The following is a 16,358-nucleotide window of genomic DNA, read 5'->3' on the forward strand; positions in this document are numbered from 1 at the left end:
TACCACGGTTAGCTGAGAGTGGTGACATCGCCACCCGAACGCTTCCCATCTGGCACAAATATGAAAGATCCCGGCCACCACACTCGGTGACCGGGATCTCGGGCGAGGAATGTCAGTGCGCCATGGCGCGCGGGGCGTCGGGGTCGACGGCCAGCGGGCCGGTGCGGAACAGCAGCGCCGAGACCACGGCGCAGGCCAGGAACAGGCCGCACGACCACCAGAACACGGTGTGGTAGCTGGCCAGCGAGGCCTCGGCCATGAGGGTCGCCGACTGCGGGTGCGACGACGCGTAGTCGGCCGCGGCGGTGGCCGCGAACGAGCTCAGCACGGCCGTGCCGATCGAGCCGCCGATCTGCTGCACCGTGTTGATCATCGCCGAGGCCACACCGGCGTCGCGGTGCTCGACCCCGCTGGTGGCGGCGTTCTGGGTGGGCGCGAACACCAGGCCCAGGCCGAGGCCGAGGATCAGCAGGCCGGGCAGCACCCCCGAGGCGTACGTGGAGTCGAGGTCGAGCCGGGTCAGGAAGGCCATGCCACCGGCCGCGATGAGCGCGCCCAGCGGGACCAGCGGGCGCGGCCCGATCTTCGGGGTCAGCATCGAACCGGCCGTGGTGGCCGAGAGCATGATGGCGCCGAGCATGGGCAGGAACGCCAGGCCGGTCTGCACCGGCGTGAAGCCGAGGTTGCCGACCAGGTAGTAGGTGAGGAACAGGAAGATGCCGAACATGCCGGCGCCGGAGATACCGATCGCGGCGTAGGAGCCACCGCGGTTGCGGTCGAGCACGACGCGCAGCGGCAGCAGCGGATTGGTGACGCGCAGCTCGATCACCACGAACGCGACCAGCATGACCACGCCGCCGATGATCGGCAGCAGGGCGGTGGCCGAGGTCCAGCCGTCGGTCTCGACCTTGCCCAGACCGAACACGAGCCCGACCAGACCGGCCACGGCGGTGACCACGCCCGGGATGTCGATGCGGGCGCGGGAGCGGACCGGCTCGTCGTTCAGGCGCCACAGCGCGCCGGCCACGGCCAGCGCGGCGATGACGAGGTTGACGAACAGGCACCAGCGCCAGGAGGCGTACTCGGTCAGGACGCCGCCGAGCAGCAGGCCGACCGCGCCGCCGGCGCCCGAGATGGCGCCGAAGATGCCGAACGCCTTGCCGCGCTCGGCGGGCTCGGTGAAGGTCGTGGAGAGCAGCGAGAGGGCGGCCGGGGCAAGGGCCGCGCCGAAGGCACCCTGCAGCGCGCGGGCGACGATCAGCATCTCGAGGCCGTCGGCGGCGCCGCCGAGGGCCGAGGCCAGCGCGAAGCCGACCAGGCCGATGATGAACATGCGCTTGCGGCCGAAGAAGTCCGACAGGCGGCCGCCGAGCAGCAGCAGCGAACCGAAGGCGAGCGCGTACGCCGTGACGACCCACTGCCGGTCGGCGTCGGAGAACGCGAGATCGGCCTGGGCCGTCGGCAGTGCGATGTTCACGATGGTCGCGTCCAGCACCACCATGAGCTGGGCCATCGCGAGCACCACGAGCGCCCACCAGCGCCCGGTGGGGGCGGCCGGCGGCGGCCCGGGCATCGGTGCCGGGCGGGCCTGAGTGTCGGTGGTCATCCGTAACCTTCCACGAGCGGGTTCGAGTCGTATCCCGCATCGGCAGAAGGCCGGCGTTTCATAAGGCACGTATCCAGCGAAACAACCGAACCGCAACCGTTCCGCCCGGCATCGACGGCGGTGGTTCCCGGCTGCCACTATGACGGGCATGCGTCGGCCGCGGCTGCCCGGGAGCAGATACTGGTTGTCCTACCTGTATGCCGGGATCGGCGCGGTGCTGCTGCTCGGCAGCTTCCTGACGCTGTGGCCGATGCGGCACACCGAGGGGTTCGGCTCCGAGCTGCGCATCAACATCGGCGCCAACCTGTTCGACCTGGTGCTGGCCGTGCTGGTGCTGCAGCCGCTGGTGCTCTCGCTCAACCGCAACGCCGTGCGGTGGCGCAACCGCCTCGACTACCGCGAGGTGATCCGGCGCATCCGCGCCTCGGACGACCGGGTCGACATCTGGAAACACTGGACCGGGCTGCTCGAGCCGTCCTATCTGGACGACTTCACCGCCGCCGTGCGGTCGGCGCTCGACCGGGGCGTGCATTTCCGCATCATGCTCACCGACCCCTCCTGCCCCGACGCGGCCGAGCGGGCCCGGCAGGTCGCCCCGACCGACGCCGTGGCGCTCATGCGGCTCAACCTGGAACGGCTCGACGCCTTCCGGCACGCGCTGCCCGAGCGCGACCGCGAACGGTTCCAGGTGCGGATCAGCCAGATCGGGCCGGCGCACGCGTTCTACCGGGTCGACGACTGGCTCTCGTACGGGCTGTTCCGCGACCGCCGGATGAGCGAGAACCATCAGCGCGAGGTCCGCGTGCGGGGCGACGTGGGCGGGCTGGCCCTCGAGGCCTTCACCACCCGGTGGGGCGCCGCCGGCCTGCTGGGACTGGCCGACCACTTCCGGATGCGGCTGCCCGTGCTCAACGGCGCCCCGGCCCTGCGCTATGTGACGCACGAGGGCGAGCACTGGGTCGACCTCGACACGGCCGACCTGCCGGCCGAGGTCACCGCGGCCACCCTGGCCGACGTGAGCGCCGAGACGCGCAAGGGCGTGCTGGCCCTGTGGTCCGCGAAGTACGGACCGGGCCGGCACGCCGTTCTGGTGCGCGTGACGGGCGTCAGCTGACCAGCTTGCCCACGTTCTCGGGGGCGAAGAACTCGACCGGCGAGGTGACCCCGGAGTTGAGGCGGGCGAACGCGTCCATGGCCGGCTGCTTGCCGGCGATCGCCGAGACGAGCTGGATCATCTGTTCGTCCGGCGGCTGCAGCGAGGCGATCCCCAGCGTCATCTGATAGTGCGGCATGGCCCGGGTGTCACGCCGCGTCTGATAGCCGGCCAGCGTCTCGTCCCACGGCTTGCCCCCGCCCAGCGTCTCGTCGAGCGCTTCGGCCAGGTGCTCGGCGTCGAGGAAGGCGTCGGTGATCCCCTGCGCGGTGATGAAGTCGCGGCTGTAGCCGGCGTCGCCGACCAGGGCCCACCCCGGCCCGTACGGGGTCCGGAAGTAGTTCGGCACCGACGCGCCGACGATCTTCTCCTCGCGTTTGGCGTCGCGGATGCGCTCGGCGAACGCGGGCGCCGACTCGAACATGGCCGTCAGCGTGGCCTCGACGTCGTTGCGGTGCTCGGCCAGTTCGGCGTGCGGCCATCCGCCGATGACCAGCGTGAGGTCGTCGTTGGTGGGGCACACGGCCCAGCCCCGCCCCGGGCGGCTGTAGGCCTCGAAGGTGTCGGTCGGCAGGTTGCTCCAGTACGAGTAGTAGCCCACCGTCAGCGGCGGGTGCTCCTCATAGGTGGCCGCCTGGGTCGCCTTGGCCACCACCGAGTTGCGCCCGTCGGCGCCGATGACCACCCGGGCCCGCTCGACCTGCCCGTTGCCGCCGCGGATGCCGACGACCCGGCCGTCCTCGACGACCACCTCCTCGACGCTGAAGCCCTCACGGACCTCGGCCCCGGCCGCGGCCGCCGCGTCCACCAGGATCTTGTCGAGCAGCTGACGGCGCGGTGCGTACGCGTACGGGGAATCGGCCGTTCCCGGCGCCCCGGCCAGCGTCAGCGGTCCGAAGTCGAACGAGTAGCGCCCCACCGGCGGGCACCCGGTCGCGGTCACCTGGTCGAGCAGGCCCCACCGCTGCAACGCGGAGGCGCCCGGCGGGTGGATGACGTGGGTGGAGACCGTGTCGCTGGGGAAGGTGGCCCGGTCGACCAGCAGCGTGCGGTAGCCCCGGCGGGCCAGCAACATGGCCAGCGGCGACCCGGCACACCGGGCCCCGATCACAATGGCGTCGTACATGTTCCCCCTCGTCGTCGTCCCCGCCATAGTGGACGACGCCGGCCGTTCAGACCACCCCCGAGGAGGCTGACTCCAGGATCAGACGGGCCGCGTCCGGCTCGGGAACCGGGCGCGAATAGAAGTAGCCCTGGGCCCGTTCGCAGCCGAGCTCGCGCAGCAGGGCCACCTGTTCGGCGGTCTCGACCCCCTCGGCGATGGTGCCCAGGCGCAGGCCCGCGGCGAGGTCGACGATGGCCTTGACCAGGGTGCGCGCGGCCGGGTCGGTGTCGCCGGGCGCGGGCATGAAGGACCGGTCGATCTTGATGTGGTCGATCGGCAGATCGCGCAGGTAGGCCAGCGACGAGTAGCCGGTGCCGAAGTCGTCCACGGCCACCTTGATGCCGTGCGAGCGCAGCATGCTCAGGTGGCCGATGGCCTGCTCGGTGACCGCGCCCTGGTCGACCAGCACGCCCTCGGTGATCTCCAGGATCAGCGCCGGTGGGGGCAGCCCGGAGTCGCGCAGCGCGTCCAGCACCATCGCCCCGAAGTCGGGTTCGCGCAGTTGGCGCGGTGACACGTTGACCGAGACGACCGTGCCGTGCCGGCCGTGCCACCCGGCCACCACCCGGCACGACTCGCGCAGGATCCACTCCCCGATCCCCACGATGAGGCCGCTGTCCTCGGCGACGCCGATGAACCGGTCCGGCGGCACCATCCGCTCCCCCGGCGGCTGCCAGCGGATCAGGGCCTCGACGCCGGTGATGCGCTCGTCGGCCAGCCGGATCAGCGGCTGGAAGTGCACCAGCAGCTCGCCCTGGGTCAGCGCGCGGCCCAGCCGCTCGACCGTCTGGGCCACCTCCAGGCGCTTCTCGCGCAGCGACTGGTCGAAGACGATCAGCTGGTCGCGGCCGGCCTCCTTGGCCGCGTGCAGAGCCAGGTAGGCGTCCCGCACGATGTCGGCCGGCATCAGACCGTCCTCGAGCTCGCGCAACCCGATGCTGACCGGGGCGAACAGGTCGTTGTTCTGCACCGGCACCGCGCGGCGCATGGTCTCCAGCACGTGCTCGGCGCAGTCGCGGGCGCCGGAGAGGCTGGTGTTGCGCAGCAGCACGGCGAACTCGTCGCTGTGCAGTTTGGCCACCACACCCCGCTCGACCAGCAGCCGCAGCCGGGCCGCGACCTGCACCAGCAGCTCGTCGCCGACGGTGTCGCCGAAGCGGTCGTTGACCTCCTTGAAGCCGTCCAGGTCGAGCAGCAACAGCGCGCCCTCGTGGCCCCGGGCCAGCGCTGCGGTGAGCCGGTCATAGAGCACGGCCCGGTTGGGCAGGCCGGTGAGCACGTCGTGCTCGGAGCGGAACCGCAGCTCCTGCTGGAGCTGGGCCTCCTTGTGCAGGGCCTCCTGGACGTCGGCGGCGCGCCGGGCGGCGATCCGGTTGAGCTCGCGCATCCGCTGCACGACCAGCGCCGACGTGAGGGCGGTGGCGATGCACGGGACCACGACGTCGAGGCTGCTCAGCTCGTTGTTGACGCCCTCGCGCAGCAGGAAGAGCCCGGTGAGCACGGGGGTGGCCACAACCGTGCCGATGTAGATGCGGGTGGTGCCCGGCCGGCCCGGGGTGGCGCCGTCCGGGGTGAGCGGCACGGTCCGGCCCATCGACGGGTGCAGGGCGGCCACCGCGAGCAGGCCGTTGCAGACGACCCAGCCGACGATGCTCACCCAGGTCGGGAAGCCGGCGCTGCTCCCGACGGTGAGGTAGGCGGTGTCGGCGGCCAGCCGGGCCAGGCACGAGGCGGAGACGAGCCGGTAGGAGAGCGCGCCGGAGTCGCTGAGCAGCAGCAGGCGGACGCCGAGCCCGAGCAGGATCAGGTCGAGGAACGGCTCGACCAGCAGGTAGGCGTGGGTGTGGATGCTGCCGGTGTCGATCAGCCGCGGGTCGACGAACAGCATCCACCAGGCAACGGCCGTGCCGCAGGTGATGATGGCGCTCTCGGTCATGCCGACCTTCGCGGCGCCCGGGCGGCGGTGGTTGGGCAGCACGGCCACGCCGGCGCACAGGATCGGGTAGGTGATGCCGTAGATGACGTTGATGGCGGCGGCGTTGCTGGTCACCGATGAGGGCAGCGCGGTGGCCCAGATGACGTTGCCGGCCAGGGCCAGCGCCACCGAGGTGAGGATCAGCCACCAGGCGCCCGGGAAGCGTGGCCGGTGCCGGCGGACCCCGGCAACAATCGCGACAATCACCGTCACCGCGCTGGCCAGCATCAACCCGGCGAGGCCGCTGAGCGTGGAGACGGTGAACGCGCAGCCGATCTGCACCACGGTCGCGCCGAGGGCCACCCACACCGGCGCCGACCTCTTCCCCACAATTCCCAAGGTCGCACAACCCGGCCGTAGAGGTGCCCCGAACTGCGCAGATGAGGTCAGCGGGTGGCGGAGACGTAGACACGGTTACGGCCCGCCCGTTTGGCCGCGTAGAGGGCGGCGTCGGCCCGGGAGAGCAGGGCCTCGGCCGGTTCGATGCCGTTCCACTGCGCGGCGCCGGCCGAGAACGTCTGACCGGACGGGGTCACCGCCTGCAGCCGTTCGATGATGTGGTCGGCCTCGGCCAGCCGCGAGTGGTCGAAGACGGCCCCGAACTCCTCGCCGCCGTAGCGGGCCAGCAGGTCCTCCGGGCGCAGCTGGGTGCGCCAGGCGGCCGCGGCCGCGCTGAGCAGCTCGTCGCCGCCCTGATGGCCGTGCTCGTCGTTGTACTTCTTGAAGTGGTCGAGGTCGAAGATGGCGACCACGACCGGGGTGCCGTGGCGGTGGGCGGCGGCGATGCGGCGGGAGAGTTCGAGGTCCCAGGCCCGGCGGTTGGGCAGGGCGGTGAGCGCGTCGATGTGCGCGACGGCGTCGAGCTGGCGGGCCTTGTCCTGCACCTGGCCGACCAGGTCGATCATGCGCAGCGTGACCAGGCCGAAAAGCAGCATGCATCCGACACCGGCCGCAAGCCAGCTGACCTTGTCGCCCTGCAGCAGGCCCTGCGCGACGAGCAAGGCCGGCGCGCCCATGCAGGCGAGGTTGACCAGCAGCACCCGTCGCGGCGACATGTCGGTCACCGGGCGCAACGGCACACTGGTCAGGGTGCGCATCGACGGGTGGAAGGCCGCGGCCGCCATCAGGAACGCCGACATCGACGAGACCGCGCGGACGTCGGGCGCGGCAACCGAGAAGATCGCCGGCAGCAGGGACGCCATGTGTGTGACGGCTTGGAACAGCACCGAGACGCTGATCTGCCAGAACGCCGCGCTACGCAGGCCCCGCGAGGTGAACAGGCGGACCAGCACGCTCAGCAGCAGCACGTCACCGAGCGGGAACAGCGCCACGAAGAACTCGTCCGGCAGCGCCGTGCGCACCCGCATCAGCGGCGTGATGACCAGCATCCAGCAGGCCAGCGTCAGCCCCACGCTGATCATCGCAGTGTCGAGCAGTCCGGCCCGGTCCTGCCGCCACGAGCCGCCGCGCACGATCAGCAGCAGGGCCACCGCCTCGACCAGGTAGACGCTCATGAACACGGCGAAGGCGGCGGTCACGGCCCCGGCCGCCCAGATGCCGAAGCCGGCGACGGTGACCAGCCCGGCCGACGAGAGCACCATCCACGGCCAGATCGACCGCGGCCGGTTGAGCCGGACGCCGGCCACGATGCCGGCGCTGAACAGCACCGGCATGAGGACGTTGAGCAGTCCGCCGACCTTGCCGTCGGCGGCGGTGAACATCTGCCCCACCGAGAAGAGCAGTCCGGCGCCGAGCCAGGCCAGCCAGATCCGCTTGAGCCGGGCCTGCCTCGTCTCGTCGGGTTCGTTCCCGGCGTCCGGTTCCGGCTCGGTGGCGCGGATGGCCGCCACGTCGACCGGCTGGTCGGTGTGGTCCAGCAGATCGTGCGTCACCGCTCAATAATCGGCAATCCGCGGGCCGCTTGGGGCCTTCTCCGGCGGATTGAACGTCAGACCGGCCATTCACCGGCCTGTTCACCACCACGTCAGGGCGCCTTTGGCGTCGCAGCCTGGCTCCCGGCGAGGTGCTGCCCGGGTTCACCCATCGGCCGGTGACGCCACGGTCCTGCGGCGCACAGCGGAATGGGTCGATGCGATGCTGGTGCGGTGACGGACAGGTATCGGGAGTCGCCGGATTTGTGGGCGGAGCTCTGCTACGAGAAGGCGACCGGCGACGACGGATACGACTACGACCGTAACGCCGTACGGCGGGCTCAGGTCTTGTGGTCTTTGCAGTACGACCGCCGCCCGCAAGACCTGCCGTTGCTGCGGTGGCTGGCCCGGCAGGAGGCCGTGTGCCGCCGGGAAGCGCCGTTTCAGGGGCTCACCGACCAGATCACGCTGGCCGGCGCCCTCGTGGCCGAGCACCGGCAGGTCGAGGATGTCTGGCTGCAGTGGGAGATCAAGCGGGCCAACTTCGACACCTGGTGCGGTTACGACGGCGAGCACCTGCTCGCGGCCGGGGTGCGGGCGACCCTCGATTTCGTACGGGAGAGCGGGCACCCCGACCGCGACGAGGTGCTGGAATATCTCGCCGGCCGGTCCGACATCTCCGAGGAGGGCGTGACGGAGTGGGCGGAGCGGCAACGGCTGACCTTCCCGGACGACCCGGCCGACGAAGACCCGCTGACCCTGATCGAACGGGCCCAGTTCGCCGGTGACCGGCCGCGGGCCCGTGAGCTGCTGGATCAGTGGGCGGCCGGCCGGACGCGCGACCGGGACACGCTGTCCACCCTGAGATACGAGCTGACCGAGCTGGGCGCGTTCGCCGAAGCGGCCGCGGCCCAGCGCGACAGCCTGGCCTTCGCGGAGAGCGCCTGGGACCGCGCGTCGGCCTGGCACACCCTGGCCGAGCTGGAACGTCAGGCCGACCACCACGACGCGGCCTGGGCGGCGCTGAGCGAGTGCCGCCGGGCCCTGGCCGACGTGTCCGGCTGGACCGAGGTAGGCCTGGGCCGGATGTATGTCGAGGAGCTGCTCCGGCTGGCCGTCGCGGCCGACGGCGACCTGGCGGCGCGGGCGTTCACCGAGGCCGACCGCCAGGCGCGGGACGTCCCCCGGCTCCCGCTCGTGGTGTGGCAGAGCGCCGCCGAGGCCGCCGCCAAGGTCGGCGACCAGCCCCGGGCCGAGCACTACGCGCGGCTGCGCGACGAGGAACGGCGGCGCATCGACCACGAGCTGAGCGACTGACCCCTCGGCCGGCCCGGGCCGCCGGTCAGCACCAAGCCGCCTCGGACGCCGCGGCTGACCATCGACCGGCCCGGGTGTCGTTCAGCGCGCGACCGTCTCGGACGCCGGGTTCAGACCGTGGCGCAGCGACTCGGCAATCGCGTCACGGCGGCGCAGCGCGGCCCGCCAGCCGACCACCTCGACCTCGTCGACCTCGCCCGACCCGGAGGCCGCGCGCACGATCCACGGCCGCCGGAACAGCACGCGGGCCACCACCGAGACGAGCAGCAGGACCAGCACGATCAGGCCGTCCAGCACGATCAGCAGCAGCGGGAGCAGCACCCACCAGAACAGCACGCCGGCCACGACCAGGGCGAACAGCGCGATCGCGACGACCACCAGCTCGTCGCCGATGCTCCCACCACCCCCGTTGCTGCCGAGCCGGGAACTCACGTCGGCGCCGCCGCCCAGCACATCGCCGGGCCCGACGTCCTTGCTGCGTTTGGCCCGCCACCCGCCGAACCGCCGGGCCATCACCCGCCACCGCGGCTCCCACACCACCCGCACGCTCCACCGCGCCCCGCCGGGCGCGGTGACCTCCACTGTTCGCACCGGCCCAAGGTAGCGACGCCGGTCCAGCGACGCCGCGCGCAGCAGGTCTGGCAGGCTCGGGCGGTGCCTCTCACCGTGTGGATCGCCCATTGGCAGATGAACTGCTGCGGCACGCCGTTCCGCCGGGGCGACGCGGTCTCGTGGCGGCTCCGAACCCCTCAGCCGGCCGAGCTGGACTGGCTCGACGCCGCCACGCACAACGGTTTCGCCGCAACCGTGAACGCGGTCGAGGACCATCACGGCGAACCGGGCACCCCGCCGACCGCGGGCACCGTGGCTTCGATCGCCATGCTGCACTGCCGTTTCGACCCTGAGCCGGTCGCTGGTTCCGGCCTCATCACTCCCGTCGCGGCCGCCGCGAAGTGGACCAGCGACCTCGACGACCGTTTCTTCGCAGGCTTCCTCGTACGCCTCCACACTCCGAACCCGGACAACCGGCCGGCGACACCTTCCGCGCCCAGCCGAGGTCAGCGGAGGTCCGGGGCCAAGGTGAGCGGGTCGAAGGGGTGGGTCTGCCAGATCTGGTGGGAGGCCTGCTCGGGATAGGGCGCCACCGTGGCCGGGACGTCGAAGATCTGCGTCAGGCGACGGTCGGGGGTGTAGGCGGGCCAGCCGGGATCGCCGTAGGTGGCGAACGCCGTCCACGCGGCGCGCATCTGGGACGACAGCGCTGCGGCGTCGTCGCCGGGATCGTCGCCGAGCAGCATTGCCGGGCGGCCGCTGGTCAGGTTGCCGAACACCAGCGGGACGTCGAGGCCGTGGCATGCGCCCAGGGTGCCGCCCAGGCCGGGCGCCGGCCAGGTCAGCTCGTAGAAGTGGGTGCGGCCGCCGGCCCGGGCGTGTGCGTCGGCCAGGAAGACGCTGGGCATGCGGAACAGCCAGTCGGAATGGACGATCTCGTGGAGGTCGGACCCCGGGTAGGCCGCGCTGTATCGACCGAGGTCGTCGGGGACGAAGGGGCCGAGGTCGGTTCCCGTCGGGCTTTCGATCAGCGCGAACAACCGGTGCTCGTCGCGGGTGTGGCCGGCCAGCAGGTCGACCTCCCGCGCGGCGCCCGCCGCCAAAGCATGCCAGGGCGTGGCCGGCAGGATCTCGCCGTCGACCACGGGGGCGAACAGGATCGATCTGAGACCGGCCGCGCCCCAGCGGGCCGGTCGTGACGGGTCGAGCGCGGCCAGGCGAGCCGGATCCACATCGGACAGGTCGTCGACCGTAGGCCGCTTCCCCACCTCGGCGGCCAGCGCGGCGGCGATGTCGTCGGCGAGCTCGCGAGAGAAGAACGGGCCGGCCACGCTCTGCGCGACGGCACGGCGGAAGAGCCCGGCCGTACGGGGCATGGCCAGCAGGGCCGCCACCGAGCCGGCGCCGGCCGATTCGCCGAAGACCGTGACCCGGGCCGGGTCACCGCCGAAGGCCGCGATGTTGTCGCGCACCCATTCCAGGGCGGCGACCTGGTCGAGCAGGCCACGGTTGGCCGGTGCGCCCGCAATCGCGGCGAAGCCTTCGACGCCGAGGCGGTAGTTGAACGTCACCAGGACCACGTCACCGTCGCGGGCCAGGTGGCCGCCGTCGTATTCGGGCCAGCTCGACATGCCGACCGTGTAACCACCACCGTAGATCCACACCATCACCGGGAGCCTCGCCGCGGGGCCGGGGTCGGGTGTCCAGACGTTGACCGTCAGCCAGTCGTCGCCCGCCGCCGGGTCCGGTGCGCCGCCGAACATGTCGGCCTGCGGCACCGGCGGCCCGAACGACCCCGCGGGCCGGACGCCCGCCCAGCCCGGAGCCGGTTGCGGCGCGGCGAACCGGCGGGGCCCGACCGGCGGCGCCGCGTAAGGGATGCCGCGGAACACGGCCACCCCGGATTCCCAGCGGCCGCGCAGTTTTCCGGCCGCGACGGCGACCTCCGAAGTCGACATGGCGGCATCCTCACGCGAGCCCCGGCCGGCCCGCCAGCCAATTTCAGCCCAGCCGCTCGACGGAACCGGCCGCGCCACGCACGCCCGACAACTTCAGTCCAGCAGCTCGACGTAACCGGCGGCGCCGTGCACGCGGATCCGCTGACCGTCGCGGATCAGCCGGGTCGCGCGGTCGACGCCGACGACCGCGGGCAGCCCGTACTCGCGGGCGATCACCGCGCCGTGGGTCATCAGGCCGCCGACCTCGGTGACCAGGCCGGCGACGGCGACGAACACGGGCGACCAGCTGGGATCCGTGTACGCGGTGACCAGGATGTCACCCGGTTCGAGGTCGGCCCGGGCCATGTCCAGGACGACCCGGGCGCGGCCCTCGACGGTTCCGGCCGAGACCGGCAGGCCGGCCAGGGCCCCGGCGGGCAGGTCGTCCCGCCGGTAGGCACCGTTGAGGCACTCGCCCTCGGAGGTGAGAACCCGGGGCGGGGTGAGAGCCGCGAACGTCCCGAACTCCGCACGGCGGCGGTCGATCAGTGCGTTGTCGACGGCCTGATCCCGTACGGCGTCGGAAAGCTCTGGGAACGTGAGGAAGTAGATGTCCTCGCGGTCGCGCAGCACGCCCGCGGCCACCAGGCGGTCGGCCTCACCCAGCAGCGCCTGCTTGTAGACGAAGTAGCGGCTGATGATCCCGTACTTGGGATATTCGCGGTAGCCGATGAAGGTGCGGACCCGGTCGATCATGTGTTTGGTCTCGGCCGCCTTGGCCTCACCATCCGGCAGTTCCCGCAGCCGCGCCAGCACCTCCTGCTCCTTCGCCGCGGCCTCGCGCCGGCCGTGGTCGAACCTGCGGGCCGCCTCGCCCGGCTCGAACGCCCGGATGTTGTCGAGGATCAGCGGCACCAGCGTGGCCGGCTCCTCGCTCCACCGGGGCCGGGTGATGTCGATCTCGCCGGCGCACCGCATGCCGTAGCGGTCGAGATAGGCCCGGAAGGCGGCCGGGGGTCGCGCGAGGAATTCCGGGCTGCCGATTTCCCCGTACGAGCGGAGCGCGTCACCGACATCGAGCAGGTCGAGCCCCATCTCCGAGGTGATGTTGCCGGGCGCGGACAGGGTGAGCGTGTCGGCCGCGTTCCTCTCGCCCAGCCAGTCGAGCAGGTGGTCGTTGAGCCACCACGTGGCCTGCATGCCCGCCATGATGGCCTGCATGCTGAGCGGGTCGGCCAGCACCCGCTTGTGCTCCTCGAACGCCTCGAGCAGGAACGTGAACAGCTCGGGCCCGGTCTTCGAAGCGATGTCGCGTTTCAGCGTCGCCAGCGAGTCCTCGCTGCGTTTGATCAGCTCGGTCACGACGGCCGGATCGTTGCCGATGGCGGCGGGCGCGCCACCGCCGGGCAGCCGGACCGGGGCGGCGTCGGGCTGGGACGGGACGAAGCCTTCGCGGGCGATGACGGTCCGCAGGGCGTCGGCCACCAGCGGGTCGGAGCGGCCCGACATGTCCAGCAGGGCGTCGCGGCTCGCGGGGGTGGCCAGATGCCGGGTGGCGTCGACCCAGAGGCGACCGCCGGCCGCGACCATCGGGGCCATGGCGGTCAGCTGCCAGCAGGAGATCCCGAGGGGTTTCATCGGGTCGGTCATCATCTGCTGGTGGGCGACCGAGACATAGACGTGGTTGCGGTCGTCGGCCGCCTCGGGAACCGGGTAGAGCGTGGTGATCGGGCGGCTCTGGACGATCGCGAAGCCGTCGCCGTCCCGGCACCACTCGATGTCCTGCGGGCGGCCGAAATGGGCCTCGATCCGGCGCCCCAGCCCGGCCAGCTCGACGACCTGTTCGTCAGTGAGCGCCGGCTGTTCCCGGCGCTGCGGGTCGACCGTCACCTCGCGGGTTCCGCCGCCCGGCGCGGGTTCGACGGCGAGCTCCTTGGCGGCGACGGCCCGGTCGACGATCGCGCCGTCACGCACCCGGTAGACGTCCGGGTTGACCAGTCCCGAGACCAGCGCCTCGCCGAGCCCGAACCCGGCGTCCACGGTGGTCACCTTGCGGTTGCCGGTGACCGGGTCGGCGGTGAACAGGATGCCCGACGCCTGCGGGAACACCATCTGCTGCACGACCACGGCCATCCGTACGCGGCGGTGGTCGAACCCGTTGCGCTCGCGATAGACGACGGCCCGCTCGGTGAACAGCGATCCCCAGCATTTGCGGACGTGCTCGATCACGGCGTCGACACCGGTGACATTGAGGTAGGTGTCCTGCTGCCCGGCGAAGGAGGCGGTCGGCAGGTCCTCGGCAGTCGCGCTGGACCGCACCGCGTACGGGCCATCGGTCAGCGCCCGGGCGATCGCCTCGGCGACCTCGTCCGGCATCGGGGCCGCCTCGATGGCCGCCCGTGCGTCACCGATGTCATCGAGGTCGAGCGAGTCCACCACCCGCCGGAAGGCCGCCGTCGTCACGCAGAAGCCGGGCGGCACCCGCACCCCGTCGATCCTCGACAGTTCACCCAGATGAGCGCCCTTGCCCCCGACCGCCGCCACCAGCGTCCGGTCGATCTCGTCGAAGCCCAGTACGTACTGCTCGATCATTCGCATTACCCCCGCCCGATTCAACCTCGGCCGACGATTCTGCGTGACGGCCCGGGCCTTGCCGCAAGCCCCGGGGTGCGATATACGTTAGAGGTGGCAGGGAGGTGTTCTCCCTGCTTTTCGCGTCTCAGCGCCTGTTTCGGGCTGAGGTCTCAGCGTCCGTTTCGTGGCTGATGCGGGGCGGCGGCGCGGGCCACCCGTCGCGACTCGATCGCCGCCTGCCGCAGCATCCCGCCCAGCGTGACGTCGTATCCCACGAAGTACAGACCCGGCCGGGCCGGCGCCCCACCGTGCACCAGGGGAACACCGGTGTCATCCAGCAGGGACGGGTCTTCGAACAGGTCACTCAGGCCGGTGCCGTAGCCGGTGGCCGCGATGACCACGTCCGGCTGCACGCTCGTGCCGTCGGCCAGCCGCACCGAGTTCTCGTCGAACCCCGTCACGGCCGCGACCGGGCGCACGCGCCGCGCCACGACGTCGCGCACGATCCCCACGTCCTGCAGCGGCACGTAACGCCCCGTGCGCAGGCGCGTCTTCAGGCCTTCGGCCGGGCGGGCGATCCCGTACGGCCTCAGGTCCGGAATCTCGAGGCGGGCCATCACCGCGGCCATCGGGTTGAAGAGCCGTTCCGGCAGCCGCCCCAGCAGCAGCCCGTTCATCTGCGCGGGCCAGCCGGCCGTCGTGCGGCGCACGATGTGCGGTGGCGTGCGGATGGCGAGACTCACCGAGGCCGCGCCGCCCTCGGCCAGGTCGGTGGCGATCTCGGCGCCGCTGTTGCCCGGCCCACGACCAGAACGTTCCGCCCCCGGAACGGCTCGGCGTTGCGGTATTCGGCCGAGTGCCTCAGCTCGCCGCTCCACGACGCGAGGCCCGGCCACTGCGGCACCACCGGCGTGTGCAGATATCCGGTCGCCACGACCAGGGTGCGGGTCGTGTGCTCGGATCCGTCGGCGAGGCGCAACGACCATCCGCCGTCGCCCGGCTTGACCCGCTCCACGGTTGTCGAGGTCCGCACGTCAAGACCAAAACGTTCCGCGTACGCCTCCAGGTAGCGCACCAGGTCGTCGCGGCGCACCCACCGGCCGTACTGCCGGGGAATGGCGAACCCGGGAAGGCCGGACAGCCGCCGGACGGTGTGCAGGCGCAACCGGTCGTAGCGGCCCCGCCAGCTGGTGGCCACCGCGGGCCCGCGCTCGAGCACGACGGTTTCCACGCCGCGCGCCTTCAGCTGAGCCGCCACCGCGAGCCCGGCCGCCCCGGCGCCGAGCACAGTCACACTTCCCATGCGCAGAAGTGTGCTCGATTCATGTTCCGCGGTACATCCGGGGTGCCCGGAAATCTCCGGCACCGCGCAACGCGGCGCGAGGCCGCAAGGCAGCGCGCGGTGGTGCGGGGCAATGCGAGGCGCCCGGGCCCCGCAAGGGCGGCGCGAGGCGGCGCGAGGGCGGCACGGGCCAGCGCGAAGGCGGCACGGGCCAGCGCGAAGGCGGGACGGGCCAGCGCGAAGGCGGCACGGGCCAGCGCGAGGCTGGCGCCCGGAAATCTCAGGCGCGCAAGTAGCGCAGCACGGCCAGCACGCGGCGGTGGTCGGAGCGGTCCTGCGGCAGGTCGAGTTTGGTGAAGATGGCGGTCACGTGCTTCTCGACGCTGCGGTCGGCCAGGTGCAGCAGCTCGGCGATGGCGATGTTGGAGCGCCCCTCGGCCAGCAGCCCCAGGATCTCGCGTTCGCGGGCGGACAACCGGGCCAGACCGGCGTCGGCCGACGGGGCGGCGAGCAGGTGCCGCACCACCTCCGGGTCGAGGGCGGTGCCACCGGCGGCGACCCGGCGCAGCGCCTCGACGAACTCGCCGGTGCTCACGATCCGGTCCTTGAGCAGGTAGCCGACGTGGCCGCTGTGCTCGGAGAGCAGCCGCCGGGCATAGCTCGTCTCGATCCACTGCGAGAACACGAGCACGGAGACCGACGGGTGCTCGGCCCGGATGGTGAGCGCGGCCCGCAGCCCCTCGTCGGTGTGGTCGGGCGGCATCCGCACGTCGACCACCGCGGCGTCGGGCCGGTGCTCGGCGACCGCGGCCAGCAGCGTCTCCGCGTTGTCGACGGCCGCGGCCACCTCGATGTCGTGCTCGCGCAGGAGCAGCACGATCCCGTCGCGCAGCAACGGATTGTCCTCGGCGATGACGACGCGCACT

General features: G+C 72.1%; 13 protein-coding genes. 3 read left to right on the top strand and 10 right to left on the bottom strand.

The features are described from left to right. Nucleotides 1-112 precede the first annotated feature (112 nt). A complete protein-coding gene (locus JIG36_RS28940; RefSeq protein WP_203379569.1) occupies nucleotides 113-1,606 on the bottom strand; it encodes a DHA2 family efflux MFS transporter permease subunit in 1,494 nt (497 codons plus the stop codon). 148 nt (nucleotides 1,607-1,754) lie between these two features. Between JIG36_RS28940 and JIG36_RS28945 the strand changes: the two genes are divergently transcribed. Then, on the top strand, nucleotides 1,755-2,720 hold the full coding sequence (locus tag JIG36_RS28945; RefSeq protein WP_203379570.1) for a hypothetical protein: 966 nt from the start codon (nucleotides 1,755-1,757) through the stop codon (nucleotides 2,718-2,720). Here JIG36_RS28945 and JIG36_RS28950 read toward each other — a convergent pair. Genes JIG36_RS28950 through JIG36_RS54240 form a run of 3 tightly spaced genes read right to left on the bottom strand, consistent with a single transcriptional unit; the run spans nucleotide 2,713 to nucleotide 7,791 of the window. Further along, nucleotides 2,713-3,885, bottom strand: coding sequence for an NAD(P)/FAD-dependent oxidoreductase (locus JIG36_RS28950; protein ID WP_236048426.1), 1,173 nt, complete (start codon nucleotides 3,883-3,885; stop codon nucleotides 2,713-2,715). The genes JIG36_RS28945 and JIG36_RS28950 overlap by 8 nt on opposite strands. 46 nt (nucleotides 3,886-3,931) lie before the next feature. Beyond that, nucleotides 3,932-6,229 (bottom strand): bifunctional diguanylate cyclase/phosphodiesterase, encoded by a 2,298-nt coding sequence (locus JIG36_RS54235; RefSeq protein ID WP_203379571.1) that lies wholly within the window; start codon nucleotides 6,227-6,229, stop codon nucleotides 3,932-3,934. 56 nt (nucleotides 6,230-6,285) lie between these two features. Further along, a complete protein-coding gene (locus tag JIG36_RS54240) occupies nucleotides 6,286-7,791 on the bottom strand; it encodes a GGDEF domain-containing protein (protein WP_203379572.1) in 1,506 nt (501 codons plus the stop codon). Nucleotides 7,792-8,004: 213 nt separating this feature from the next. Between JIG36_RS54240 and JIG36_RS28965 the strand changes: the two genes are divergently transcribed. Continuing rightward, complete coding sequence (locus tag JIG36_RS28965; protein ID WP_307872949.1) at nucleotides 8,005-9,087, top strand: hypothetical protein; 1,083 nt, start codon at nucleotides 8,005-8,007, stop codon at nucleotides 9,085-9,087. A gap of 81 nt (nucleotides 9,088-9,168) precedes the next feature. On the opposite strand, the gene JIG36_RS28970 is transcribed toward JIG36_RS28965, so the two are convergent. After that, on the bottom strand, nucleotides 9,169-9,678 hold the full coding sequence (locus JIG36_RS28970) for a hypothetical protein (RefSeq protein ID WP_203379574.1): 510 nt from the start codon (nucleotides 9,676-9,678) through the stop codon (nucleotides 9,169-9,171). 63 nt (nucleotides 9,679-9,741) lie between these two features. On the opposite strand from JIG36_RS28970, the gene JIG36_RS28975 reads away from it, so the two are divergent. Next, a complete protein-coding gene (locus JIG36_RS28975) occupies nucleotides 9,742-10,224 on the top strand; it encodes a DUF6578 domain-containing protein (protein WP_203379575.1) in 483 nt (160 codons plus the stop codon). On the opposite strand, the gene JIG36_RS28980 is transcribed toward JIG36_RS28975, so the two are convergent. The 5 genes from JIG36_RS28980 to JIG36_RS29000 form a co-directional block, all read right to left on the bottom strand. Next, nucleotides 10,146-11,597, bottom strand: coding sequence for a carboxylesterase/lipase family protein (locus JIG36_RS28980; protein WP_203379576.1), 1,452 nt, complete (start codon nucleotides 11,595-11,597; stop codon nucleotides 10,146-10,148). The genes JIG36_RS28975 and JIG36_RS28980 overlap by 79 nt on opposite strands. 93 nt (nucleotides 11,598-11,690) lie before the next feature. Then, nucleotides 11,691-14,168 (bottom strand): rifamycin-inactivating phosphotransferase, encoded by a 2,478-nt coding sequence (gene rph / locus JIG36_RS28985; RefSeq protein WP_203379577.1) that lies wholly within the window; start codon nucleotides 14,166-14,168, stop codon nucleotides 11,691-11,693. A 152-nt stretch (nucleotides 14,169-14,320) separates the two neighbouring features. Further along, nucleotides 14,321-14,893 (bottom strand): NAD(P)/FAD-dependent oxidoreductase, encoded by a 573-nt coding sequence (locus JIG36_RS28990; protein WP_203379578.1) that lies wholly within the window; start codon nucleotides 14,891-14,893, stop codon nucleotides 14,321-14,323. After that, entirely contained in the window at nucleotides 14,890-15,453 is a 564-nt protein-coding gene (locus tag JIG36_RS28995; RefSeq protein WP_203379579.1) for an NAD(P)-binding domain-containing protein, read from the bottom strand. Before JIG36_RS28995 ends, JIG36_RS28990 begins: the two co-directional genes overlap by 4 nt. A 259-nt stretch (nucleotides 15,454-15,712) precedes the next feature. Further along, on the bottom strand, nucleotides 15,713-16,357 hold the full coding sequence (locus JIG36_RS29000) for a response regulator transcription factor (RefSeq protein WP_203379580.1): 645 nt from the start codon (nucleotides 16,355-16,357) through the stop codon (nucleotides 15,713-15,715). Between the last annotated feature and the right edge of the window lies 1 nt (nucleotide 16,358).

Source organism: Paractinoplanes ovalisporus, from assembly GCF_016834655.1.
Taxonomy (GTDB): Bacteria; Actinomycetota; Actinomycetes; order Mycobacteriales; family Micromonosporaceae; genus Actinoplanes; species Actinoplanes ovalisporus.

What these genes read in the sequence shown, in the direction of transcription:
- JIG36_RS28980 (WP_203379576.1), bottom strand. Translation starts at nt 11,597, where the DNA reads ATGTCGACTTCGGAGGTCGCCGTCGCGGCCGGAAAACTGCGCGGCCGC.
- JIG36_RS28995 (WP_203379579.1), bottom strand. Translation starts at nt 15,453, where the DNA reads ATGGGAAGTGTGACTGTGCTCGGCGCCGGGGCGGCCGGGCTCGCGGTG.
- rph (WP_203379577.1), bottom strand. Translation starts at nt 14,168, where the DNA reads ATGATCGAGCAGTACGTACTGGGCTTCGACGAGATCGACCGGACGCTG.
- JIG36_RS28950 (WP_236048426.1), bottom strand. Translation starts at nt 3,885, where the DNA reads ATGTACGACGCCATTGTGATCGGGGCCCGGTGTGCCGGGTCGCCGCTG.
- JIG36_RS28940 (WP_203379569.1), bottom strand. Translation starts at nt 1,606, where the DNA reads ATGACCACCGACACTCAGGCCCGCCCGGCACCGATGCCCGGGCCGCCG.
- JIG36_RS28945 (WP_203379570.1), top strand. Translation starts at nt 1,755, where the DNA reads ATGCGTCGGCCGCGGCTGCCCGGGAGCAGATACTGGTTGTCCTACCTG.